The organism is Pseudomonas sp. JUb42 (assembly GCF_024807945.1).
In the GTDB taxonomy this organism is placed as follows: Bacteria; Pseudomonadota; Gammaproteobacteria; order Pseudomonadales; family Pseudomonadaceae; genus Aquipseudomonas.
Genome location: NZ_JANUFD010000005.1, coordinates 392887 through 416751, shown reverse-complemented (window position 1 = coordinate 416751; position 23865 = coordinate 392887). Strand labels below are relative to the sequence as shown.

19 protein-coding genes and 2 pseudogenes are annotated in these 23865 nt (G+C 61.3%); 13 read left to right on the top strand and 8 right to left on the bottom strand.

The genetic code is table 11. The annotated features are described in order from the left end of the window. Positions 1 to 20 precede the first annotated feature (20 nt). Complete coding sequence (locus M2401_RS12980; protein ID WP_259103261.1) at positions 21 to 986, top strand: pyridoxamine 5'-phosphate oxidase family protein; 966 nt, start codon at positions 21 to 23, stop codon at positions 984 to 986. A gap of 72 nt (positions 987 to 1058) precedes the next feature. On the opposite strand, the gene M2401_RS12975 is transcribed toward M2401_RS12980, so the two are convergent. The 3 genes from M2401_RS12975 to M2401_RS12965 all read right to left on the bottom strand — a co-directional run bounded on the left by M2401_RS12975 (position 1059) and on the right by M2401_RS12965 (position 3736). Beyond that, positions 1059 to 1334, bottom strand: coding sequence for a hypothetical protein (locus M2401_RS12975; protein ID WP_259103260.1), 276 nt, complete (start codon positions 1332 to 1334; stop codon positions 1059 to 1061). A 426-nt stretch (positions 1335 to 1760) separates the two neighbouring features. Further along, on the bottom strand, positions 1761 to 2390 hold the full coding sequence (locus tag M2401_RS12970; protein WP_259103259.1) for a response regulator transcription factor: 630 nt from the start codon (positions 2388 to 2390) through the stop codon (positions 1761 to 1763). Next, positions 2387 to 3736, bottom strand: a complete 1350-nt coding sequence (locus tag M2401_RS12965) for a cache domain-containing protein (RefSeq protein WP_259103258.1) — start codon at positions 3734 to 3736, stop codon at positions 2387 to 2389. Before M2401_RS12965 ends, M2401_RS12970 begins: the two co-directional genes overlap by 4 nt. Positions 3737 to 3945: 209 nt before the next feature. Here M2401_RS12965 and M2401_RS12960 point away from each other — a divergent pair, with 209 nt between their 5' ends. From M2401_RS12960 to M2401_RS12930, 7 genes are all read left to right on the top strand, one after another. Next, the gene (locus tag M2401_RS12960) at positions 3946 to 6009 is read left to right on the top strand and encodes a carbon starvation CstA family protein (RefSeq protein ID WP_259103256.1); all 2064 of its coding nucleotides are present in this window, start codon (positions 3946 to 3948) and stop codon (positions 6007 to 6009) included. Between the two features lie 18 nt (positions 6010 to 6027). After that, positions 6028 to 6225 (top strand): YbdD/YjiX family protein, encoded by a 198-nt coding sequence (locus M2401_RS12955; protein WP_259103250.1) that lies wholly within the window; start codon positions 6028 to 6030, stop codon positions 6223 to 6225. Between the two features lie 319 nt (positions 6226 to 6544). After that, positions 6545 to 7561 (top strand): TRAP transporter substrate-binding protein, encoded by a 1017-nt coding sequence (locus M2401_RS12950; RefSeq protein ID WP_259103248.1) that lies wholly within the window; start codon positions 6545 to 6547, stop codon positions 7559 to 7561. 22 nt (positions 7562 to 7583) lie between these two features. Beyond that, positions 7584 to 9512, top strand: a complete 1929-nt coding sequence (locus tag M2401_RS12945) for a TRAP transporter large permease subunit (protein WP_259103242.1) — start codon at positions 7584 to 7586, stop codon at positions 9510 to 9512. Between the two features lie 12 nt (positions 9513 to 9524). Beyond that, the gene (locus M2401_RS12940; RefSeq protein WP_259103240.1) at positions 9525 to 10577 is read left to right on the top strand and encodes a LacI family DNA-binding transcriptional regulator; all 1053 of its coding nucleotides are present in this window, start codon (positions 9525 to 9527) and stop codon (positions 10575 to 10577) included. 7 nt (positions 10578 to 10584) lie between these two features. Further along, entirely contained in the window at positions 10585 to 11604 is a 1020-nt protein-coding gene (locus tag M2401_RS12935; RefSeq protein WP_259103238.1) for an NAD(P)-dependent oxidoreductase, read from the top strand. Continuing rightward, a complete protein-coding gene (locus M2401_RS12930) occupies positions 11597 to 12403 on the top strand; it encodes an amidohydrolase family protein (RefSeq protein WP_259103235.1) in 807 nt (268 codons plus the stop codon). The genes M2401_RS12935 and M2401_RS12930 overlap by 8 nt, the downstream gene beginning before the upstream one ends. Positions 12404 to 12616: 213 nt before the next feature. On the opposite strand, the gene M2401_RS12925 is transcribed toward M2401_RS12930, so the two are convergent. Beyond that, positions 12617 to 13084, bottom strand: a complete 468-nt coding sequence (locus M2401_RS12925; protein WP_259103234.1) for a RidA family protein — start codon at positions 13082 to 13084, stop codon at positions 12617 to 12619. Between the two features lie 163 nt (positions 13085 to 13247). Between M2401_RS12925 and M2401_RS12920 the strand changes: the two genes are divergently transcribed. Beyond that, positions 13248 to 14912: an FAD-dependent oxidoreductase gene (locus M2401_RS12920; RefSeq protein ID WP_259103232.1), complete on the top strand. Its 1665-nt coding sequence runs from the start codon at positions 13248 to 13250 to the stop codon at positions 14910 to 14912. 146 nt (positions 14913 to 15058) lie between these two features. Here M2401_RS12920 and M2401_RS12915 read toward each other — a convergent pair whose 3' ends face one another. Next, a complete protein-coding gene (locus M2401_RS12915) occupies positions 15059 to 16348 on the bottom strand; it encodes an MFS transporter (protein ID WP_259103231.1) in 1290 nt (429 codons plus the stop codon). A gap of 147 nt (positions 16349 to 16495) precedes the next feature. Further along, positions 16496 to 18619 carry a bifunctional diguanylate cyclase/phosphodiesterase gene (locus M2401_RS12910; protein WP_259103229.1) on the bottom strand — a complete coding sequence of 708 codons (2124 nt, stop codon included), beginning with the start codon at positions 18617 to 18619 and terminating at the stop codon, positions 16496 to 16498. 263 nt (positions 18620 to 18882) lie between these two features. Between M2401_RS12910 and M2401_RS12905 the strand changes: the two genes are divergently transcribed. From M2401_RS12905 to M2401_RS34495, 3 genes and pseudogenes are all read left to right on the top strand, one after another. Continuing rightward, a complete protein-coding gene (locus M2401_RS12905) occupies positions 18883 to 19734 on the top strand; it encodes a CAP domain-containing protein (protein WP_259103227.1) in 852 nt (283 codons plus the stop codon). 131 nt (positions 19735 to 19865) lie between these two features. Beyond that, positions 19866 to 20621: pseudogene (locus tag M2401_RS34500) on the top strand (HAMP domain-containing protein); the annotation flags it as partial. Then, on the top strand, positions 20616 to 21479 hold the full coding sequence (locus M2401_RS34495; protein ID WP_409033923.1) for a methyl-accepting chemotaxis protein: 864 nt from the start codon (positions 20616 to 20618) through the stop codon (positions 21477 to 21479). The pseudogene M2401_RS34500 and the gene M2401_RS34495, both read left to right, overlap by 6 nt. 156 nt (positions 21480 to 21635) lie before the next feature. Here M2401_RS34495 and M2401_RS12895 read toward each other — a convergent pair whose 3' ends face one another. Next, on the bottom strand, positions 21636 to 22586 hold the full coding sequence (locus M2401_RS12895) for a GlxA family transcriptional regulator (RefSeq protein ID WP_259103223.1): 951 nt from the start codon (positions 22584 to 22586) through the stop codon (positions 21636 to 21638). Positions 22587 to 22694: 108 nt separating this feature from the next. Here M2401_RS12895 and M2401_RS12890 point away from each other — a divergent pair, with 108 nt between their 5' ends. Continuing rightward, a complete protein-coding gene (locus tag M2401_RS12890) occupies positions 22695 to 23459 on the top strand; it encodes an SDR family oxidoreductase (RefSeq protein ID WP_259103305.1) in 765 nt (254 codons plus the stop codon). 137 nt (positions 23460 to 23596) lie between these two features. On the opposite strand, the pseudogene M2401_RS12885 reads toward M2401_RS12890, so the two are convergent. Further along, positions 23597 to 23857 (bottom strand): annotated as a pseudogene (locus tag M2401_RS12885) (LysR substrate-binding domain-containing protein); the annotation flags it as partial. Between the last annotated feature and the right edge of the window lie 8 nt (positions 23858 to 23865).

Below are 23865 nucleotides of genomic sequence, written 5' to 3'. Positions count from 1 at the left end.
AGCTATCGTCGGAGGTTTCCATGGACATCACCGCCAACATCCCCGATTCGCCCTGGCATGCCGGTGAGCAGGCCTTGCAGCGCAGCGCCCATGTGCTTGAGCGCATGGACATGGTCGGGCGCAAGGTTATCCGCGACCATTTGATCGAGCAGCATCAGGGTTTCTATCCGTTGTTGCCGTATATGGTGCTGGGGGCGGTGGATGCCGATGATGATGTGTGGGCCAGCCTGCTGGTGGGGGAGCCGGGCTTTGTCCAGGCCGAAGATGCCCGGCATCTGCGCCTGGATATTCAGGCCGATCCTGCCGACCCCGCGCAGACGGCGCTGAGCGAAGGCGCCGCCATCGGCCTGCTGGGCATCGACCTGCGCACCCGTCGGCGCAATCGTCTCAATGGCCGCTTGCAACGGGTCACCCGGCAGAGCCTGTTGCTGACGGTGGAGCAGAGTTTCGGTAACTGCCCCAAGTACATTCACCAGCGCCAATTCGCCTATGCCCGGGACCCTGCGGTCGCGGGTAACGGCGAGGTGCAATGGCTGAACGAGCTGGATGATGAGGCGCGCAACCTGATCGGCGATGCCGCGACCCTGTTTGTTGCTACCTATGTCGACCTGCCCGATAGCGGGCGCCAGGTGGACGTTTCCCATCGTGGCGGCAAGCCGGGTTTTGTCCGGCTCAACGCCGATGGCTCGCTGACGGTGCCGGATTTCATGGGCAATCAGTTCTTCAATACCCTGGGCAACATGCAGCTCAACCCGAGGGCCGGGCTGTTGTTCATTGATTTTGCCAGCGGCGATGTGTTGCAGATGAGCGGGGCGGCCAGGGTTGATCTCGACTCGGCGGATATTGTCAGATTCGAAGGTGCTGAACGGCTCTGGCATTTCACCCCGCAGCGGATCGTGCGGCGTCGCGATGCTTCGCCCTTGCGCTGGATCGATCTGCCGGAGGGGCTGTCGCCCTATGTCGAGGACACTGGGCAATGGTCATGAAAAATGCATAAAAAAAGGGACGCCACTGCGTCCCTTTTTTTATTGCCCGGCCTGAGCAAATTGCCTGCTGAATCAGAGATTCTGCGAGCTCACCACCATCGCCTGGGAGACGACTTCTTTCTGTTGCTCGGTCATTTCGTCCCAGACGTGAACCTTGGCGTAGTAGCCCAGGCCCGCAAGGATGTAGAGGCTCAGAGTGAACACGGCGAAGATGGAAACGAAAGTCCAGCGGCTGCCTTCGCTCTCTTCACGGTTGAACTCACGGGAGTAACCCTGGCTATCGGAAGAGGCGTTGTCTTCAGGGGAACGTTTGATCCATTGGTACAGGGACACGACAAGGCGAATCATGGGGTAAACCTCTAAGTTTAATGTTGAAAAGCGTTAAAAAAGGGTCACTGGCAGCGCGACAAAAGCTGAAAACGAAAAAAGCCCGTCGAGGACGGGCTTTTTTCTTATATAAGTGGGTCAAGTCGCCGGGTTCGAATTCGCCGATGAAAATCATCGTTTCGGTTCGATTCCACATCCGCTTGCCGATTGAGAAACATTTTAGAACAAATTATTTCTGAATACTACGGCATACATATAGTCGTCAGACAACTGGTCGTGGGTTTGGCTGCGGCATGTTGTCGCAGTATTCGTAGCTGTGCCGAGATTGGCTGCTGTGGGACCGGCTTCAGCCGGGAAGGCTGCAATGAAAACGACACAGATGCTGTGAGTGTGCTGCCGCCTTCCCGGTTGAAGCCGGTCCCACCCGCGCACCCTCAGGCCTGCACATCACGGCAACAACCCATGCTCCATGGCATACATCACCAACCCCGCCGGCTTATCCACCTTGAGCTTGCGGCGAATGCTCAAACGATGGGTTTCCACGGTGCGCACGCTGATGGCAAGGTCCCGGGCGATGGTTTTGTTGTTCAGGCCCTGGGCCAGGCCGACCAATACCTGGACTTCCCGCGGGGTCAGTTCGTTGTCGTCGTTTTTCGGCGTGACCAGCTTGAGCGTCACGGCGGCGCTATAAAAAGTGCCGCCGGTGGCAATGGCTTCGATGGCCGCGACGATTTCCCGCGAAGGCGCGTTCTTGAGCACATAACCGCTGGCCCCGGCACGGATTGAGGTGGTCACGTACTCATGGTTGTCGTACATGCTCAGCACCAGGATCTTGATCTGCGGATAACGCGCGCGTATCTGCCGGGTCAGTTCCAGGCCGTTCATGTCTTGCAGGCCGATATCCACCAGCAGGATATCCGGGCTGATCGCCCCGCACATGTCCAGGGCCTGGGCGCCACTTTCGGCTTCGCCCACGACCTCGAACGACGGACGCGTCGACAGCAGGGCGCGGACACCGTCGCGGACCAGGGCGTGATCATCAACCAAGGCAATACGAATGGGCGCTTCAGTACTCATGAATTCACTCGGGTGGGGAGGGTGACGATTATTTCGCTTCGCCCGGACATGGAAAAGAGGTGCAACTGGCCACTGAAGTGTTCCACCCGCTCGCGAATATTGCGCAGGCCGATGCCGCCCTGCATGCCTTTGCCATCCACTTCAAAGCCGACGCCGTCGTCGATGACCGCCAGACGTACATGGGCTGCGTTGCTACTCAGCTCTATATAGACGTTGCTGGCATGGGCGTGGCGTTCGATATTGGTCAGGGCCTCTTGCAGGATACGGAATAGCGCGACCGGTGCGCCGTCCACCAGGGTCAGGTCGCCCAGGTGCTGGCCGTAATGGATATGCAGGCCGCTGCGCTGCTCGAACTCGTTGACCAGTTGGGTCACGGCGGCGGCCAGGCCCAGGGTATCGAGCAGGGAAGGGCGCAGATCATGGGAGATGGTGCGGATTTCACCGATGGCGTCGCCCAGTCGTTCAGTACCCTTGCGCAGGATATCCATGCCCGATTCGCGGCCGGCCTCCAGTTCCAGGCTGGCCAGTTCGAACTGGAACTTGATCGACACCAGTACCTGGCTGATGCCGTCGTGCAGCTCCCGTGACAGCCGCGAACGTTCTTCTTCCTGCAGATTCATGATGCGCCGGTTCAGGCGCTGCAACTTGCTGTCGGCTAAACGATGTTCGCTGGCATTGAGGGTCAGGCCACAGACGAACACCAGGACCACGGCGATCAGGGCCACGGCGCCGATATCGAGCATGGTGGTGTAGATGCCCCGGGCGACTTCTTCGCGGGCCTGGCGGGTGGCGCGTTCGACGTCTTCCAGATAGATGCCGGTGCCGAGCATCCAGCCCCAGCGCTCCAGCATGACCACCCGGGCCAGTTTGTCGGTGATCTGCCCGGTGGAAGGTTTCTCCCAGGCGTAATGCTGGAAGCCGTCGCCGGACTGGGCGCTTTTCAACAAGGCCTGGATGACCAACAGGCCCTGAGGGTCGGTCATGCTCCACAGGTCCTTGCCCACCAGTGCGCCCTGACGCGGGTGCATCAGGTTGCGGCCATTGTGGTCGTAGACGAAGAAATAGCCGTTGATACCGAAGCTCAGCTTGGACAACTCCTGCAAGACCTGCTGCTTGGTCTGCTCGTCGTCCTTGCCGCTTTCATACAGAGGGGCGAGGGCGCTCATGGCCAGTTCTACGTAGTTCTGCAGTTCCGCGCGCTTGCTGGCCAGGATGCTGTCTTCGATCAATTGCGCCTGTTGTTCGCCCAGACGCTGGTTCTGCACGATCACCAGGGCGCAGATCACTCCAACGGCCAGGATCAGCGGCAGGATGCCGAGGGCGACGATCTTGTACTTCAGTTGCATGACGACGGGCACCGCACATGTGTTGTTTTTGTAGGCGCACATGGTATGCCTTAAGCCTGTTCCTGTAGACCCACGTAGTACTACGTAGACGGGACGGTAGTAATACCCATGTTTATCTGGCCGGACAGCAGGGATAGTGGGCACGCTCCGTTTGCGAGCCCAACAAAAACAATTACGCCACCGGCCCCTGGCCCTGGCAGGAGACTCAAATGACCCGACTGACCAGACATCTGGCTTGGTTCGCTGTCGCCGCTTTGGGGGCATGCGCGCTTGGCGTCGTAGCGCTTCGTCGCGGTGAACCCATCAACGCCTTGTGGATAGTTGTCGCGGCTGTGGCGATCTATCTGGTTGCCTACCGCTACTACAGCCTGTTCATCGCCAACCACGTCATGCAACTGGACCCGACCCGGGCCACGCCTGCGGTGGTCAACAACGATGGTCTGGACTATGTGCCGACCAACAAACACATTCTTTTCGGTCACCACTTTGCCGCCATTGCCGGTGCAGGCCCGCTGGTCGGTCCGGTGCTGGCGGCGCAAATGGGTTACCTGCCAGGCACCCTCTGGCTGATTGCCGGTGTGGTGCTGGCCGGGGCCGTGCAGGATTTCATGATCCTGTTCCTCTCCACCCGCCGCAACGGTCGCTCCCTGGGCGACATGGTCCGCGAGGAAATGGGCCGCATTCCCGGCACCATCGCCTTGTTCGGCTGCTTCCTGATCATGATCATCATCCTAGCGGTGCTGGCGCTGATTGTGGTCAAGGCCCTGGCCGAGAGCCCTTGGGGCATGTTCACGGTGCTGGCGACCATTCCGGTGGCGATGTTCATGGGCATCTACATGCGCTACATCCGCCCCGGCCGCATCGGCGAGATCTCGGTGATTGGCGTGGTTCTGCTGCTGGCCTCGATCTGGATGGGTGGGCAGATTGCCGCCAACCCGGCGTGGGCGCCGATGTTCACCTTTACCGGCGTGCAGATCACCTGGATGCTGGTGGGCTACGGTTTCGTTGCCGCCATGCTGCCGGTCTGGCTGCTGCTGGCACCGCGTGACTACCTGTCGACCTTCCTGAAAATCGGCACCATCGTGGCCCTGGCCATCGGCATCCTGATTCTGGCGCCCGAGCTGAAAATGCCAGCCCTGACCCAGTTCACCGACGGTACTGGCCCGGTCTGGAAAGGCGCGCTGTTTCCTTTCCTGTTCATCACCATTGCCTGCGGTGCGGTGTCGGGTTTCCACGCACTGATTTCCTCGGGTACTACACCCAAACTGCTGGATAACGAGAAGAACGCCCGTTACATCGGTTACGGCGGCATGCTCATGGAGTCCTTCGTGGCCATCATGGCGATGGTTGCCGCTTCGGTGATCGAGCCAGGCGTGTACTTCGCCATGAACAGCCCGGCTGCCGTGGTCGGTGGTGACGTGGTTGCCGTGGCCCAGACCATCAGCGGCTGGGGCTTTGCCATTACCCCCGACATGCTCACTGCCGTGGCCCATGACATCGGTGAAAACACCGTACTGGCCCGTGCTGGCGGTGCGCCGACCCTGGCGGTCGGTATCGCGCAGATCCTGCACCAAGCCCTGCCGGGGCAGAACACCATGGCGTTCTGGTACCACTTTGCGATCTTGTTCGAAGCGCTGTTCATTCTGACGGCGGTTGACGCCGGTACCCGAGCCGGTCGCTTCATGCTGCAAGACCTGCTGGGCAGCTTCGTGCCGGCGCTGAAACGCACCGAGTCGTGGACCGCCAACGCCATCGGCACCGGTGGCTGCGTGGCCCTTTGGGGTTACCTGCTGTACCAGGGCGTGATCGATCCACTGGGCGGCATCAACACCCTGTGGCCGCTGTTCGGCATCTCCAACCAGATGCTGGCGGGGATCGCCCTGATGCTGGCCACTGTCGTGCTGATCAAAATGAAACGCCAGCGCTACATCTGGGTGACCATGCTGCCGGCTGCCTGGCTGCTGATCTGCACCGTGACCGCCGGCTTCATCAAGCTGTTCGACCCGAGCCCGGCCGTTGGCTTCCTCGCCCTGGCGAAGAAATACAGCACCGCTGCCGACGCCGGTCAGATCATTGCTCCGGCCAAGACCATGGACCAGATGCAGCATGTGATCTTCAACGCCTACACCAACGCGACTCTGACTGTTCTGTTCCTGTTCGTGGTCCTGAGCATTCTGTTCTACGCCATCAAGGTCGGTGTCGCGGCCTGGGGCAAGAAAGAGCGTACCGACAAGGAAGCGCCATTCCAGGCGCAACCGGTGCAGCACTCGTGATGAGCGGAGGATCAGCCCATGTTCAATGACCTGAGTCGCCTGGGTAAATACCTGGGCCAGGCTGCCCGCCTGATGGTCGGCATGCCGGACTACGACACTTACGTCGAGCACATGCAGGCCACCCATCCGGACAAACCGGTGATGAGCTACGAGATGTTCTTTCGCGAGCGTCAAGAGGCTCGGTATGGCGGCAAGGGCGGGCCGAAGTGCTGTTGAACGGCTGATCCACGCAACGATCTGAAAAGCGCTGTCTGAAACACCCGACACCCCGCGAAGGCTGGCCTTTCGCGGGGTTTTTTTGTTTCCCATGCAGTTAATTTGTGAGGGCGAATTCTGTGGGAGCGAATTCATTCGCGAAAGCGGCAGGCGACGAATATCTATCGGATGTACCAGCCTCTTCGCGGATAAATCCGCTCCCACAATTCATCCATCAATATGAGGGAAGATTTTTATTGAGTATTTCTGGATGAAGCCTATTATCCGTAAAACGGTTTAGTAAAACGTTTTACTCATAACAACAAAAAAGGCTCAAACCATGAATCTGACTCGTCGTCGCTTCGTGCAGTCCGCCACGCTCGGCGCTGCCGCTCTCTCGTTTCCCATGATCAGTCGTGCCGCTACGCCGGTATTGCGGCTGTCATCGACCATGACTTCCGATGAAAACTCGGCCCATTACCTGTTCTACCAGCGCTTCAGCGAGAACCTGAAACAGGCCCTGGGTGACAAGGTGCGTATCGATTTCTTCGCCAACGGTCAGTTGGGCAAGGAGGCCGATGTGGTGCAGCAGGTGCGTCTGGGCTCCATCGACATGATGATTACCGGCAGCTCGATCTGGGCCACGGCCTTGCCGGAGTTGGCGCTGTTGGACCTGGGTTTTCTGTTCGACAGCTACGCCCATGTGGCCAAGGCCGTGGACAATGGCGTCGGCGAGATCTACAACAAGCTGCTGCAAGAGCGCACCGGCTGCACTGTGGTCGGCTGGGGTTCGCACTTCAGTGCGCGCAGTGTCTATACCAAGCCGCCGATCAAGGACCTGGCTGCCTTGCAGAACGTCAAGCTGCGGGTGCTGCCGACCCAGGCCTTTATCGAGACTTTCAAGCTGATGGGGGCGATTCCTACGCCCATCGCCTTCAACGAGGTCTACACCGCCGTGCAGACCGGCGTGGTCGAGGGCTTCGAGCACGACGCCGCCAGTGTCCTGGCCAACAAGCTGGATGAGGTGGTGCGCAATAGCTGGCAGACCAATCACCTGTTCAGCCCGTGCATCGCCGTGATCGGCAAGCGTGGCCTGGCGAAAATCCCGGCCGACCTGCAACCGGTGTTCATTGCCGCCGCCCGTGACGCCAGCGTTTATCAGCGCGAAGTTGCCAAGGTCAAAGGCGCCGAAGCTTTAGCGACCCTGGCCAAGGGCGGCATGACCCTGTTCCCCATGGCTGACGCCGAGCGTGCCGCGACCCGGCAATTGATGCGGGAAAAACTCTGGGTGCCCTTTATCCAGAGCAATCCGGTGACGGCGCCCATCCTTGCCGCCATCGACGCCGCACGCGCCTGAGCAATCACGGGGAACACTCATCATGAACCCAGCTATAGGGGTGGCGGCTGTCGATCAGCCGCTTGAAGAAACCGTTGGCCCGCTGATCAAGGGCCACGACTGGGGCTTCGCCACCGGCCATGGCAGCGGCCGCCTGCTGGCCGGGCTGTGTGTGCTGATCGAGCGTTTGTGCGCGTTGGTCCTGGCCGTAGATATCATCGTCGTGTTCATTTCGGTGATTCTGCGTTACTTCGTCCATCACCCGGTGGATTGGGCCGAAGAGGTCGCCCGCGGCCTGATGGTCATGCTGGTATTCCTCGGCGGTGCCACGGTACTGGCGCGCAGGCAGCATGTGCATGTGGACTTCTTTCGCGCACTGTTGCCCGCAGCTTGGCAACAGGTGGCGACGCAAATTGGCGGTTGGGCGGTGGCAGGGACGGCGGCGGGGCTGGCGTACTCGTCGTGGCTGCTGCTGGAAGACTCGACCAATGTCTCCACGCCCATGGGTCTGCCGCAGTGGCTTAACGTGCTGCCGGTGTTCGTCGGCGCCTTGCTGATGACCCTGGTGGGTGTCGCCAATGCGCTTAATGGCGCCACTCGCAGTACCTGGTTCAGCCTGTTGGGCTGTGTGTTGCTCGGTCTGGGACTATGGGCCTGGAATACGCAGTTTGAAGCCTACGCCCTGCAACCCTGGAGCCTGTTGTTGCTGGGTTTTGTCGGCGGCCTGCTGGTCGGCGTGCCGATCGCCTTTGTCCTGGCCCTGTGTGCGCTGCTGTATTTCATCGGTGATCCGTCGCTGCCCATGGTGATCTACTCGCAGCAGGTCATGGCAGGCATGGACCACTTTGTGTTGCTGGCGATTCCGTTTTTCGTCCTGGCCGGGTTGGTCATGGAGGTCAACGGCATGTCGGCGCGACTGGTCGAGCTGCTGGTGCGGATCTTCGGCCGGGTGCGCGGTTCGATGAACCTGATTGCGATCCTCGCCACGGCGTTTTTCTCCGGCGTGTCGGGTTCCAAGCTGGCCGATATTGCTGCCGTGGGCGGGATTGTCGTGCCGGCGGTACGTCGTACCAAGCAGGACGCCAACGAAACCGCTGCGGTGCTGGCGGCCTCCGGGGTGATGGGCGAGACGATTCCGCCGTGCATCAATATGATCATCATGGGTTTTGTCGCCAATATCTCCATCGGAGGGCTGTTTATCGCCGGGATAGTGCCTGCGGTGGTCCTGGCCATGGGCCTGTCGACGCTTGCTGTGGTGTTCGGCAAGAAGGTCGATCCCAACCTGGCGTTTCCGGTGCGCACGCCCATCTTGCGTTTGCTGGGCGGGGCGCTGGTGGCGCTGATCATGGTGGCCATGATCGGCAAGGGGGTGACCTCCGGCGTGGCCACTTCCACCGAGGTGTCGGCCTTTGCCGTGGTCTACGCGCTGCTGGTCGGCGGGGTGACCTTTCGTGAACTGACCCTGGGCGGTATTGCCCGCTTGTTTGTGCGCGCAGCGTCCATGGCGGCAGGTATCCTGTTCATCATTGCGGCGGCCTCCAGCGTGGCGTTTGCCCTGACGATCCAGCAGATTCCGGCGATCATCTCCGACTTTATGCTGGCCCTGGCACATAACTACGGCGCCGTGGCGTTCCTCGGTGCATCGGTGCTGATCATGGTGGTGTTCGGCGCGGTGCTGGAAGGCGCTCCGGCCCTGATTATCTTCGGCCCGTTGCTGGTGCCGATTGCCGTGCAGGTGGGCATCAATCCGCTGCACTTCGGTACGGTGGCGGTGATTTCCATGGGCCTGGGGCTGTTTTCGCCGCCGTTCGGCCTGGGCCTGTTTGCAACGTGCGCCATGACCGGCACGCGGATCGAAGACGTCTCGAAAAAGATGCTCAAGTACCTGCTGCTGTTATTGGTGATGCTGATTCTTATCGTGCTGGTGCCATCGATTTCCCTGTGGCTGCCGCGCATGTTCAATATGGTTTAAGGCACAACGCATATGGCAACAATTCATGATGTAGCCGCCTTGGCGGGGGTGTCGGTCAGTTCGGTGTCCAACGTGCTCAACGGCCGCACGGAAAAGCTCAGCCCGCAGACCTTCAGCCGGGTGGAGAAGGCCATCAGCAGCCTCAACTACCGGCCTAATCGTGCTGCCCGGCAATTGAAGACCGGGCACACGCCGATGCTCGGTCTGCTGGTGCCGTCCACCGCCAACCCCATGTACGGGCAACTGGCCCTGCAGGTCGAGGCCGTGGCGCAGCAGCGCTATGGCTACCGGCTGTTGCTGGCCAATACCCACCGCGACAAGCAGCACGAAGCGCGGATGTTCGATGATTTGCTGTCCTTCGGCGTGCAGTCGGTGATCGTGGTCTCGTCCCGGGACGATGAGCGTCACCTGGAAGACGCGGTCGCCCGTGGCCTGAGCGTGGTCAGTTATGACCGCGCGACGGTGCCGGTGGAGAACTCCCGGGTCGATCATGTCTCGCCGGATAACTTCAAGGCCGGGTATATCGCCGCCGACCACTTGCTAGCCCACGGCCATACCCGCCTGGCGTTCCTGGTCCCCAGCGGCAAGACCGTCAGCCGCTCCAACAAGATCGCCGGTTTTCTCGAACGCACCGCTCTGGCCGGTCTGCACGGCAGTTGCGAGGTGGTACAGGGCCAGGTCGCGCAGACCTTTGGCGACTCGGAACTGGCTGACCTGGGGTTTGCCATGGCCAGTCAGATCATGGCCATGCGACCGATGCCCACCGGCATCGTCACGGTCAATGACATGCTCGCCATCGGTCTTATGGCCGGGTTGCATCAGGCCGGGCTGCGGGTGCCCGAAGATATCTCGGTGGTGGGTATGGACGGCCTGTCGATTGCTGCTTTCACCAATCCGGGCCTGACCTCGGTGGTCATGCCGCTGCATGAAATGGCCGATGCCATGGTCCAGCGCGCCGTCGACCGTTCGCGGCAACCCGAGCAGCGCCCGGTCAATTTCATCTTTCAACCCACGTTGGTAGCCCGGCAGTCTGTCGCCCGGCCTGCGTCCAGTCATAGGGAATGAAACGCAGATGACCCAGATTTTCCTGACCCATTCGCCCCAGACCCTGCAGAACTACTACGGCGCCCGTGCCCTCACGCAATTGCGTGCCTGCGGTACGGTGCGTCTCAATCATTCGCGCCAGCCCCTGAGCATCGATGAGTTTGTCGAGGCGGCCCGGGGTTGCCAGATCATCGTCGCCAGCCGTGATGCTGCGGCGCCCGCCGAGCTGTTCGAACGCCTGCCGGAACTGGTCGCCTACTGCCGTGTGGCGGTGGATATCCGCAATATCGACGTCGCTGCCGCCAGCGCCCATGGCGTACTGGTGACCCGCGCCACACCGGGGTTCGACACCTCGGTCAGCGAGTGGGTGGTCGGGGTGATGATCGACCTCAGCCGTGGCATGAGCCGCGCCGCTGCCGGTTACTGGCAGGGCCAGGCCCCGGAAATCGTCATGGGCCGTGAACTGCGCGGTTCGACCCTGGGCATCGTTGGCTACGGCTTTATCGGCAAGCGCCTGGCGGCCATGGCCCAGGCCCTGAACATGCACGTTCTGGTCAGTGATCCCCATGTCACCATCACCGACGAGGGCATTGAGCAAACCTCTTTCGAACGGGTAATTTCGACCTCCGACTACGTCGTCTGCCTGGCGCCGGCCGTGGCCGAAACCGCCAACCTGTTCGGCCGCGCAGCATTTCAGGCGATGCAGCCCCATGCCTTCTTTATCAACGCTTCACGGGGCGAACTGGTGGATGAGCAGGCGCTGGTCGAGGCCCTGGATCAGGGGCTGCTGGCTGGTTGCGCCCTGGATGTTGGCCGGGCTCAGGACCAGATGCCGACCCAGGTCATCGCTGCCCACCCCAAGGTCATCGCCAACCCCCATATCGGCGGCCTGACTCCGCAAGCGGCCGAGCACCAGGCCATGGACACCGTGCATCAGGTCCAGGCGCTGTTGGCCGGGCAGATCCCCCAAGGCGCGGTCAATCTGGCCGCTGCCAGCCGCGCGATCTCGCTGTTTGGCCTTAATACCCTGGAGCTGTCCCATGACTGAATTACTGGCGGGCGCCTGTGACTGCCATGTCCATATCTACGAGCCCGAGCGCTTTCCCTTGAGCCAGAAGATTGGCCGCGCCAGTTGGAGTGATTATCAGCAGATGCAGCAGCGCCTGGGCCTGGAACGGGCCTTGCTCGTCCAGGCCAATGGTTATGGCTTCGATATCGGCTGCCTGCTTGATGCCTTGGGCCAGGCCGGTAACGCCGCCCGAGGCATTGCCGTGATTTCCCCGGATATCAGCGACGCGCAATTGGCCGAGCTACACCGGCAGGGCGTGCGCGGGGTGCGCTTCATGCTGGTGCCCAACGCCCGAGGCGCCCTGGACTGGGACGCGCTGGAGCCCATCAGTGCACGGATTGCCGAGCTGGACTGGGTGATCAACCTGCAAGTGGATGGCCGTGAGCTGCCTGAGTTCGAAAGCCGCCTGCGGGCGTTGCCCAGTCGCCTGAGCATCGACCATATCGGCAAGTTTCTCGAGCCGGTGCCGGTGACCCATCCCGGCTTTGTCAGCCTGTTGCGTTTGCTCGATGGCGGCAGGACCTGGGTCAAGGTTTCGGCGCCCTACGAAACCTCGAAAAGCGGGGCGCCGCATTATGAAGATGTCAGCGTCCTGGCCCGGGCATTGGTCAATGCCCACCCCGAGCGCTGCCTGTGGGCGAGCAACTGGCCGCATCCGGGGCGTGATCCGGTGCCGGATGATCAGGCGATGCTTGATCTGTTGAGCGAGTGGACGGTGGATGAGACGGTGCGCAGGCAGATCCTGGTTGATAACCCGGCTGCGCTGTACGGCTTCTAAACCGTTGGCATTGTGGCTCGTGAATTCTGTGGCAGCCGTCCCGCCGCTAATGCGCCGCGCTGTCGCGCAGCAAACACTAACCGGGACAGGGGGTAAATCTTGTGGGAGCGAATTCATTCGCGAAGAGGCCGGTACATTCGACGCATCTTCATCGCCTGGAACACCGCTTTCGCGAATGAATTCGCTCCCACCGATGTTGAACATGCCGATAAATCAAACCACCGCAATCATTTCCACTTCGACACTGGCATTCTTCGGCAACTGATACACGCCCACCGAGGTGCGGGTGTGGGAGCCGATATCGCCGAGGACAAGCGACAGCAGGTCGGACGCCGCATCGGCTACTTCGCTGTGTTGGGTGAAGTCCATGCTGCATTGCACATAAACGCCGATGCGCAGGATGCCCTTGACCGCTTCCAGGCTGCCGAGTGAGCGTTGCAGCAGGGCGAGGGCGCGCATGGTGCTGATCTTGGCGCCCAGTTGCGCCACTTCCAGGGTGGTGGCTTCGCCGACCCGGCCGGTCACCACCACCGTGTCGCCAACCCGTGGGATCTGCCCGCTGACATAGATCTGCTGTTCATGGCGCACCAATGGCACGTAGTTGCCTCCGATCTTGATCTCGCCATCGAAGCTGTAGCCCATCTCTTCTGCGGCCTGCTGAAAACGTTGGTCGGACGACATGCTGACTCCTTGTTATAGGTGGGAATTACGCACTGGCATTCTTGATCAGCCCCGGGCTTTCTGCGAGCCCTGCCAGGCAAAAAAACACGCGCATCCATTCAATTTATTGCCGGTGAGCCCGTCTAGTCTCAGCGCTATCCCGTTCTCCGCCCAGGTATTCGCCATGACCGAGGTCTATTCCCGCCACGAGCAGATGTTCCCCGTGCTCAACCCAAACCAGGTCGCGACCGCGCTGCGTTTTGCCTGTGATCAGCCGCATCGCTTTGCCCCCGGCCAGGTGCTGTATGCCGTGGGCAGTCATGGCGTGGCGGTGTGGCTGATTCTGGAAGGCAGTATCGATGTCGTGCGTCGCGACGGTCTGGGTCGTGAGGCGGCGATCATCAGTGGCGGGCCGGGGGAGTTCACCGGTGAGGTCGGCCTGCTCGGCGATCGCGCCTCCCTCGCCGAAGGTCGGGCGGGGCCCCAGGGTTGTCTGGCGGTGCCGTTTGACGTGGCGCATCTGCGCTCGTTGATCATCGGCTCAGCCGAGCTGGGCGAAATCATCATGCGTGCGTTCATTTTGCGCCGGGTCGGCATGCTCGGGACGGACCGGGTCGGCTCGGTCCTTATCGGTCGTCTGGGCGAGCAGCAACTGGTACGGCTGCAAGGGTTCCTGACGCGCAACGGCTACCCGCACACGGTGCTGGATATCGCCACCCATGGCGAGGAAGCCCGACTGCTGATCGAGCGCTTCGGTGTCGCGCAGGACGACTTGCCGCTGATGATCTGTCCCAATGGCAATCTGCTCAAGCAGCCGAGCAATGCCGAGGCCGGGATCTGCCTGGGCATCACGCCGCAGCTGGATGCCAGCCAGGTGTATGACATTGCCGTGGTCGGCGCCGGTCCTGCCGGGCTGGCGACGGCGGTGTACGCCGCTTCCGAGGGACTGTCGGTACTGGTGCTGGACCAGCGCGCCTTTGGCGGCCAGGCCGGGGCCTCGGCGCGGATCGAGAACTACCTGGGCTTTCCCACCGGAATCTCCGGGCAGGCCCTGGCCGGGCGGGCGTTCAATCAGGCGCAGAAATTCGGCGCGAAAATGGCCATTCCCCTGGAAGTGGCCCGGCTCGATTGCCGTCAGGGTGAACTGAGCCGTCTTGAACTCACCACGGGGGCGGTGATCCAGGCCCGCTACGTGGTAGTCGCCTCGGGAGTACGTTATCGCCAGCTGCCGGTGGCCGATATCGAGCGCTTCGAGGGTAGCGGCGTGTCGTACTGGGCCTCGCCCATCGAAGCGAAAATTTGCAGCGGCGCGCAGGTTGCACTGATCGGCGCCGGTAATTCGGCAGGCCAGGCCACGGTTTATCTGGCATCGCAGGTCAGGCACCTGCACCTGATTGTGCGCGGGGAGGGGCTGGAGGCGAGTATGTCCAAGTACCTGATCGAGCGGATATCTGCCTTGGCCAATGTCACGATCCATGTCGAAACCGAGGTCACCGCGGTCAATGGCGATACCGTCCACGGCCTGCAATCAGTGCAGCTGCGCCATCGCGGTAGCGGCGAGACGCGCCAGCTCGAGGTCAGTCACCTGTTTCTGTTTATCGGGGCCGACCCTAATACCCAGTGGCTCAACGGTTGCGTGGAAACCGACGCCAAGGGCTTTGTCCTCACCGGCGCGGCGCTGCCTGAGGGACCGCAGCAAGGCTGGCTGCCGTTGCCTCTGGAGACCAACCGCAAGGGCGTGTTTGCCATCGGCGACGTGCGCGCCCAGTCGACCAAGCGCGTGGCGGCAGCAGTGGGCGAGGGCGCGGCGGTGGTGGCACAGATATTCGAGGCGATGAAGCGCGGGTGAATGTTGCATGGAAACAGTTTTTGTGGAAGCCGGCTTGCTGGCGATAGCGGCGTTTTAGTCGGCAAATCTATTGCCTGATCCGACCCCATCGCCAGCAAGCCGGCTCCCACAGGTTTTGTGCTGCGTGACAGTGCAGCCGTGTTGCGTTACAGAGTTTGCGCCTTGGCCCGCGCAGGCTTACTGATGGCAATCGCCAGCAATGCGGCAATCACGCACAACGCCCCGGCCAGGAAGAATGACGGCGTATAGCTGGCCAACAGCGTACGCATCAGCCCGGCGCCATACGCCGCGAAGGCAGCGCCCAGTTGATGCCCGGCAAAGATCCAGCCGAAGACGATATTGGCCTTTTCCGGACCGAAGCGGGCGGCAGTCAGCTTCACCGTCGGCGGCACGGTGGCGATCCAGTCCAGGCCGTAGAGCACGGCAAAGATCGACAGGCCGAAGATCTGGAAGTCGATAAAGGGCAGCATCATCAACGACACGCCGCGCAGGCCGTAGTACCAGAACAACAGCCAGCGATTGTCGAAGCGGTCCGACAGCCAGCCGGAGCCGATGGTGCCGAAGAAGTCGAAGATGCCCATCAGCGCCAATACACCTGCGGCAGCGGTGGCGGCCAGACCGAAGTCGCCACACATGCTGATGAAGTGGGTCTGGATCAGCCCTGAGGTACTGGCCCCGCAGATAAAGAAGGTGGCGAACAGCACCCAGAAGGTCATGGATTTCGACACTTCACCGAGCACCACCAGCGGTGTCCACAGCAGTGCCGCCAGGCTGGTGGCCTTGGCTGGCGCAGGCACCGGATCGCTGTCGCCGTATAACGGCAGGCCCAGGTCCACAGGGCGGTCACGCATCAGGGCAAACACCACCACCATGGCCAGCAACAGCGCGCCGCAGATAAAACCCATGGCTGTGCGCCAGCCGTAGACTTCGGTCAGGCGCGCCAGCAACGGCAGGAACACCAGTTGCCCGGTGGCGGAACTGGCGGCGAGCAGGCCGATGATCAGGCCTCGCCGGGCCGAGAACCAGCGGGTGGCCACGGTGGCGCCAAGGACCATGGCGGTCAGCCCGGTGCCCAGGCCCACCACCACGCCCCACAGCAGTACCAATTGCCAGAATTGCTGCATATACAGGGAAGTGCCCAGGCCGACGATGACAATGCCCAGGGCCGTCATCATCACCCGGCGCATGCCGAAGTAGTTCATGAAGGCGGCGGCGAACGGCCCCATCAGACCGAACAGCAGGAAACGAATGGCCAGGGCTGAGGAAATTTCCGCAGTGTTCCAGCCGAATTCCTTTTGCAGCGGCACGATAAAGACACCCGGTGCGCCGACAGCCCCAGCCATGACCAACATGGTCAGAAAGGTGACAGCGGCGATGACCCAGCTGTAGTGAACTTTGCGACGGGCCAGAGATTCGGCCAGCAGGGGAGAGAGCATCGGGAGGTCCTGTTGAACTGTCGGTAAAGCCGTTAAGGCTTTTATTTATAGTTAAGATGGCTAACAGGTCAACATATAATGTAACAAATGGCTCAGGTCAATCATCTGTTATCACGCAGTGGTAGCGGCAGCGAGCCTTTAGCCCGATCAGTTCATCAGATCAGGCAGGGCCTGCGCCGGTTTGAGCAAGGCCGTGCCGATTTGCGGTGAGGCCAGCAGATAGGGTTGCACCGCTTCTACAGCGAGGGGCCGGGCAAACAGATAACCCTGCAACAGATGGCAGCCCAGCTCGCGCAGTTGTTGCATCTGGGCCTTGGTTTCCACGCCTTCGGCGACGATCTCCAGCCCCAGATTCTTCGCCAGACCAATGGCGGTGGCGCATATTTCCAGGTCCTTGACGCTCTTGCCAATATCCCGCACAAAGCTGCGATCCAGCTTGAACGCGTGCACCGGCAGCACCCGCAGGTAACCCAGGGACGAATAGCCGGTGCCGAAGTCGTCGATCGACAGGCGCACACCCAGCTTGCGCAGGGCACCCAGGCGCTCGATGGAACGCTCGGGGTCCTGCATCAGCACCGACTCGGTGATTTCCAGTTCCAGGTCGCGACCGCTAAGGCACGCGCGGCCCAAGGCGTTGCTGACCGTCTCTTCCAGATCCTTGACCAGCAGTTGCTGGGCGGACAGATTGACCGCCACCTTGAGATCGTTGAACCCCATGGCGTGCCAGCGCGCCAGTTGCTGGCACGCCGAGTCGATGACCCAGGCGCCGATGGCGGTGATGATGCCCGTGGATTCTGCCAGGGGGATGAATTTGTCCGGCATGACCAGGCCATAAACCGGGTGCTGCCAGCGAATCAGCGCCTCCAGGCATACGGTACGGCCGTCCTCGGACGCTACCTGAGGCTGATAACAGAGGAAAAACTGCTCCTTCTCCAGAGCTTCTTTAAGAGCACCTTCGAAGTCGATGTGCTGTTGCAGATTCTCTTTCAGCGACGGGTCGAAGATGCGGATATGGCCGGGCCCGGAGCTTTTCGCATCATGCAGGGCCAGCTCGGCTGCGGCGAGGATATCTTCCACGGTCTGCCCGTCATCCGGAAACACGCTGATGCCGGTATTGAGGGTGATTTTCAGGATCCGGTCCGCCACCTCGAAAGGCGGTTCCAGGGCCTCGACCAGCTTGTCGTAGATCAGCGCCACACCATATTGCTCAGTCAGCCCGCTGGCGCCGACCATGAAGCTGCCGCCGTCGAGGCGGGCAATCAGGTCACTGTCGCGGAAGGCCAGCTGCAGGCGCTCGGCGACCTCGATCAGCAGTTGATCGCCGGCCTTGTGCCCGCGCATGCCATTGATTACGCCGAGGCGATCCAGGTCGAACATCAATACCGCGAGGCGGGTCTGGTTCAGCAGGTTGTGTTCCAGCAGGCCATACAGGCGACTGACAGCACCGGCGCGGTTGGGCAGGTCGGTCAACGGGTCGTTGTGCAGCACATGCTCGAAGCGCTGATTGGCCAGGGTATGCTTTTTCACCGCCTGTTCCAGCGCACTGTTGATACGCAGCGCTTCGGCCTTGCGATTGCGCGCGTCGTTGCGGATCAGCAGCGGCAGCGCGCCAGCGAGAAACATGAAGCCGAACCCCGCCATATACGGCAGCTTCAGCAGGCCGCTGTCAGACACCCAGGTCAGCCCGCAGGTAATGAACATCAGGGTGATGGCCGTCCAGATCAGACGACTCGACAGCTGCCCGGCCAGGTTGCTGATACGCACCGAAAACACCAGGCTATAGATCAGAACACCAAGCGTGAGCAAACGCATCAGACGACAGACAACTGCAGGTGGACCGGAAAAAATATTCAGCGATTCGCCCCAGGGCAGCGTTGTCTGGCTCACCCCCTGAAGTTCGGCGAAGCGATAGCCGAGGGGGCTGACGAAGTTGTCGACAATCACCACGGCGACCAAGCCACAGGTGATGTGGGCGGCGCTCAGCGAGCGGCGCTTGTTGTCGAGGGCGGCGACCAGATACAGGGTCAGCGGCGTGATCAACAGCGAGAACAGATTGACCCAGCGATGGGCAGCAATCGCGCCCGACTCATCCACCGCCTGATATTGCAGGACGACACAGAACTGGTAACAGCAAAAGGTCAGGCAGATCGCGGAAAATACCCAGCAGGCCCGTACATACGGCGTGCTGCGCGCCACCATTGCTGCCTGCAATGCAGCCATGAACAACACGCCCACAGAAATGAGATAAAGCATGGCTAGGGGCGCGTTCATGTATCGGTCGTTCCTTGATGAGGCCGGGAATCCGCAGGGGATCCATCCCTTTGTCTGTGCGCCGGATGAATGGCGCCATTATTTTGCCATCAATTTTTGCCCGCCGTTACTACTATCTGTCGGATGACTACATTTGCCGGTGTGCTGCTTTGCAACTTGTCGCAAAGCGAGCGGTCTGATCCGGGCTTTGACGGCCGTCGTCAGGCGTAATCTCTGGTGTTGTACTGCCGGACTCGTGCCACCTGCTGTGAGCTGTCTGCTTGATGCGTCCATTCCTGCGCTATGCCTCTCTGTCTCTCCCTGTTTTTATGGCGCTGTTCGCCCATCCCGCCAAGGCGGATGGCGAGCGGCAACTGCTGCAGCAGATCAACGCCTATCGCGCGCACCCCGACCGCTGTGATGGCAGCTACGCTCGGGCCTTGGCGCCATTGACACTGAAATCCAGCCTGGCGCTGCCGGTCGACTACGGCGGTGGTCTGCGCGATGGTCTGAAGGCCGCCGGTTATCAGGCGGCTCTGGTGCAGACCATTCATCTGGTCGGGGCCCATGACGTTGAGTCTGCGTTCGATTTGCTGCAGCGCGACTATTGCGACTCGATGCTTGATGGCCAGTACGCCGACATCGGCCTCAGCCGCGCCGGCAGCCAATGGCGCGTGGTGCTGGCGCGGCCGCAGATCGATCCGCATCTGGGCAATCAACAGGCCGCCGACAAAGTTTTGCTGGCGATGGTCAACAGCGCCCGGGCCCATCCACGGATGTGCGGTTACCAGCGTTTCGCTGCCGCCCGGCCTTTGAGTTGGAACGGTGCCTTGGGTACTGCCGCTGAAGGGCATAGCCGTGCCATGGCTCATGACAACTACTTCGCGCACCAGGGTCTGGCGGGGGATTCCCCCGGCGATCGCGCCCATGCGGCAGGCTACCGGGGACGCAATATCGGCGAAAATATCGCCGCCGGGCAGGGCTCGCCCAGCGATGCCATGCAAGGTTGGCTGGCCAGCCCCGGCCATTGCGCCAACCTGATGAATCCACTGTTTACTCAGGTGGGCGCGGGATACGCCAACAACGCCCGTAGCGACAAGGGCATCTACTGGACCATGCTGTTCGGCGCGCCCTGATCCTCAGCGCCAGGGCTGATAACAGGCGAAAGCGTGGAAATAGTCTTAACTAACCGCAATGACGCAAGTCGTTGTGCCTGCAATGGGCTTTGACCTTTCGGTCTTGTATTTGCCACCAGGGGAGTTTCACCGTGTCCATCAAATTACGCTTGCTCTTGTTGATTGGCACCAGCGTGTTCACTGCTTTGATCATCAGTCTGGTCAACTACGTGGGCAACAGCCGGATGGCGGAGGCGACCGAGGACAGTGAGACCAGCATGACAGTGCTGCGCAATCACCTTGAGGCCGACATGATGCATGACGCCCTGCGCTCCGACGTGTTCTCGGCGATGCTGGTAGGCCTGGGCAAAAGCGAAAGCAGCAAGAGCGAGGTGCAGGCCGCTCTGGCTGAACACGCGACGAACTTTCGCCAGATGCTCGGGGAGAACCTCAAGCTGCCTGTCAGCGACGACATCAAAACGGGCCTGACCACCATCAAACCCGGCCTTGACACCTATATAGCCACGGCCGAGCGCATTGTCGCCCTGGCGCTGGATCGCCCGGACGCAGCGCGACAGGACCTGGGCACCTTCAACAAGGCGTTCAGCCAGCTGGAAGACCAGATGGCCGATCTCAGCCAGAAGATCGAAGCCAATTCCCAGCAAAGCAGCGAAGCGACCCAGAGTGCGATTCATACCGCCAACCTGACCCTGGGTGTGGTGCTGGTGATCGGCATCCTGTTGCTGATTGCCCAGGGCCATTGGGTCATTCGCAGCATCATGGGGCCGCTGAACACCGCCAGCCGGATCGCCGAAAGCATCGCTCATGGTCATCTCAACGAGCCGATTGCCGAACCCGCGCAACGGGACGAGGCTGGCATGTTGATTCGTAGCCTGGCGACCATGCAGCGCGACCTGCGCGGCATGATCGAAGTGGTGCGGCGTAATGCCCACGGGGTCAGCGGGGTCAGTCAGCAATTGAGCAGCGGTTGCCATGAAGTCGCCGGCAGCAGCCAGCAACAGAGCATCGCGGCCAACACCATGGCCGCGGCAGCCAGTGAAATGACCTCCAGCATCGAGGAAATCACCCGGCACGCCGAGCGGGCCCTGGATATGGCCAATCAGGCTGAGGCCCTGGCCAAGAATGGCGGGCAGATCATTCATCAGGTGGTCAGCGATATGGGCGGCATCGCCCGTTCGGCCCAGCAATCGGCTCAGGTTATCCGCACTCTGGACAAGGAATCCGAAGGGATCTACAGCATCATTCAGGTGATCAAGGGTATCGCCGAGCAAACCAACCTGCTGGCACTGAATGCTGCCATCGAGGCTGCCCGCGCCGGGGAGCAGGGCCGTGGTTTTGCCGTGGTCGCCGATGAGGTCCGCAGCCTGGCCGGGCGTACCAGCGCCTCGACCCAGGAAATCGCCAGCATGGTCTCACGTATCCAGCAAAGCACCCGCGAGGCGGTGACCAGCATGGAGGCCGGGGTGGTTCAGGTCGACAAGGGCATGGCGGTGACCGCCGATGTCGAAAAGGCCATTCGCGAGATCCTCGAAGCAACCCTGAACACCACGCAACTGGTCAACGACATCAGCCGCACCATCGGCGAGCAGAGCCTGGCCAGCAACGAAATCGCCCATCAGGTGGAATTGATTGCCGGGATGTCCGAGGGCAACAGCCGGGTCATAGGGCAGACCGCCGCGACCACCGACGAACTCTCCAGCCTGGCGGGGCAGTTGGCGCAGTCGGTGGATCGGTTTCATCTTTGACATGAACGTGCACGCGGATGACTCCTGTTGGAGTGCGGCACTCGTTGGAGCGACGCTTGCCCGCGCAAAATTAAAGCACGGGATATCTGATGGTTTGCGTCAGCCGTTTCGCGGGCAAGCCTCGCTCCCACAGGATCTGCCTGCTGCCTGGATGATTCAGCGCGCCGCGCTGCGCACATCCCGCCTTACCGCTTGGGGCGGCACGCCGAAGCCGCGGATAAACACTTCGCGCATATGGCGGCGGTCCCGGAAACCGGTTTCCCGGGCGATCACATCCAGTGAGTGACGACTCTGTTCAATCATCAATCGCGCCGCCTCCAGGCGCAGGCCCTCGATGGCCTTGGCCGGAGACTGACCGGTTTCGGCGGTAAATACCCTTGTGAACTGACGCGGGCTCATGTGCACGCTGTCGGCCAGATCCTCGACCTTGAGCGGGGTGGCCAGGTGCTGGCGGGCATATTCCAGAGCGTTCTGGATGCGGTCTGACTTGGCCGACAGATCAAGCATTTCCGAGTGCTGGCTCTGGCCTCCCGAGCGGCGTTGATGCATGACCAGCTTGCGCGCCACCGAGCGCGCCAGATCGCTGCCCAGGTCTTTCTCGACCATGCCCAGGGCAAGATCGAGCCCGGCGGTCATGCCCGCTGAGGTCCAGATCGAACCATCGACGATAAAGATCCGGTCTTCCTCGACCGTGATATCCGGAAAGCGCCGTTGCAGGGCCGGGGCATAGACCCAGTGCGTGGTGGCGCGACGGCCCTCCAGCAGGCCGGCTGCGGCCAGGGTGAAGCCACCGGTGCAGATTCCCGCCGTGCGCCGCGCCTGGGTTCCGGCCAGGCGCACGAACGCGAGGGTCTCATCGGACGGTGGACCATCCAGTGGATTGTCCACGCCGGCGATGATCCAGGTATCGGCCAGGCTGGGCGCCTGCACGGGTTGAGTATCGATGCTCATGCCCAGGGAAGAGCGCACCGCGCCGCCTTCCAGGGAAAAAGTCTCGATGGTATAGAAGGGCTCGACGGCGACCTTGTTGGCAAACTCGAACACCGCCTGGGTGGCCACAGCCATCACCTGGAAGTTATCGGTGAGTAAATAGCAGATACGGTGCATGGCGTGATCCCTGTGTCTCGAATCACTACCCTATACGTCGTTTCGGTCATGGTCAACTCGCCGCATCATGGCGCCATCACCCAGTACTTCCCTACAGGAACCATGACCATGAAACTCACAGCCAACACCATCTTCATCACCGGCGGCACCTCGGGCATTGGCCGTGGCCTGGCCGAAGCTTTCCACCGCCTGGGCAACCAGGTGATCATCGCCGGTCGCCGCAAGGCCCTGCTGGACGAGGTGGCCAAGGCCAACCCCGGCATCGATACCATCGAGCTGGATATCAATGACGCGGCGCAGATCAAGGCTGTGGCACAGGAAGTCATCCGCCGCCACCCGACCCTCAACGTGGTCATCAACAATGCCGGGATCATGCCCTTCGACAATCCGGCTTCCGGCCAGCTGGACGATGCCCAGGCCGTCGGTCTGCTAGAAACCAACCTGCTGGGGCCGGTACGGGTCAGCGCTGCCTTTGTCGAACACCTGAAGAAACAGCCGCAGTCCTACCTGATCAACAACAGCTCGGTACTGGCCTTTATTCCGATTGCGGTCACGGCGCTGTACTCGGCGACCAAGGCGGCCATTCACTCCTACACCCTGTCGCAACGTTTCATGTTGCGTGACAGCAGCGTCAGCGTGCTGGAAATCGCGCCACCATGGGTCGACACCGACCTGATCCACAAGAGCGGCGACCCGCGCTCGATGCCGCTGGACGTGTTTATCGCCCAGACCCTGGAAAAACTGGCCACCGATACCACCGAAGTTTTCGTCGACGGCATCGCTCCGCTGCGCGCCAATGTCGGGCCGAACGAATACGCGCTGATCGCGCAGTTCAACCAGTCGCTGATCGATAATCCGATTCCGCTGGGTTGATGCATTGAAAGACGTTGGAGCGAGGCTTGCCCGCGAACAGGTAGACGCGTGGTCTCAGACGAACCGCGTCAATCGATTCGGGGCCAAGCCTCGCGCCAGCGATTGCATCATCAAGAATTTACACTGTCCGCCCGCACCGCCGCCAGCAACGTCCGGATGGTCGATGACGAACCCAGCCACTGCACGAAATTAGGCGCCACCTGGGCCGAGCGGAACATGCCGGTGAGCAGTTCGTTGAAGGGCGGGTAGGCCGAGTGGGAGTACATCAGGAAGGGCACGTTATTGAGGTCGCGCACACCGACCGTTTCGGCACGGGCCAAAGGGTGGCTGCCGGGGATGGCGAGGATAAAGAGCTCGCGCACCAGACATTCGCTGTCATACCCCGGCTGTAATGGAGGAAGATTAA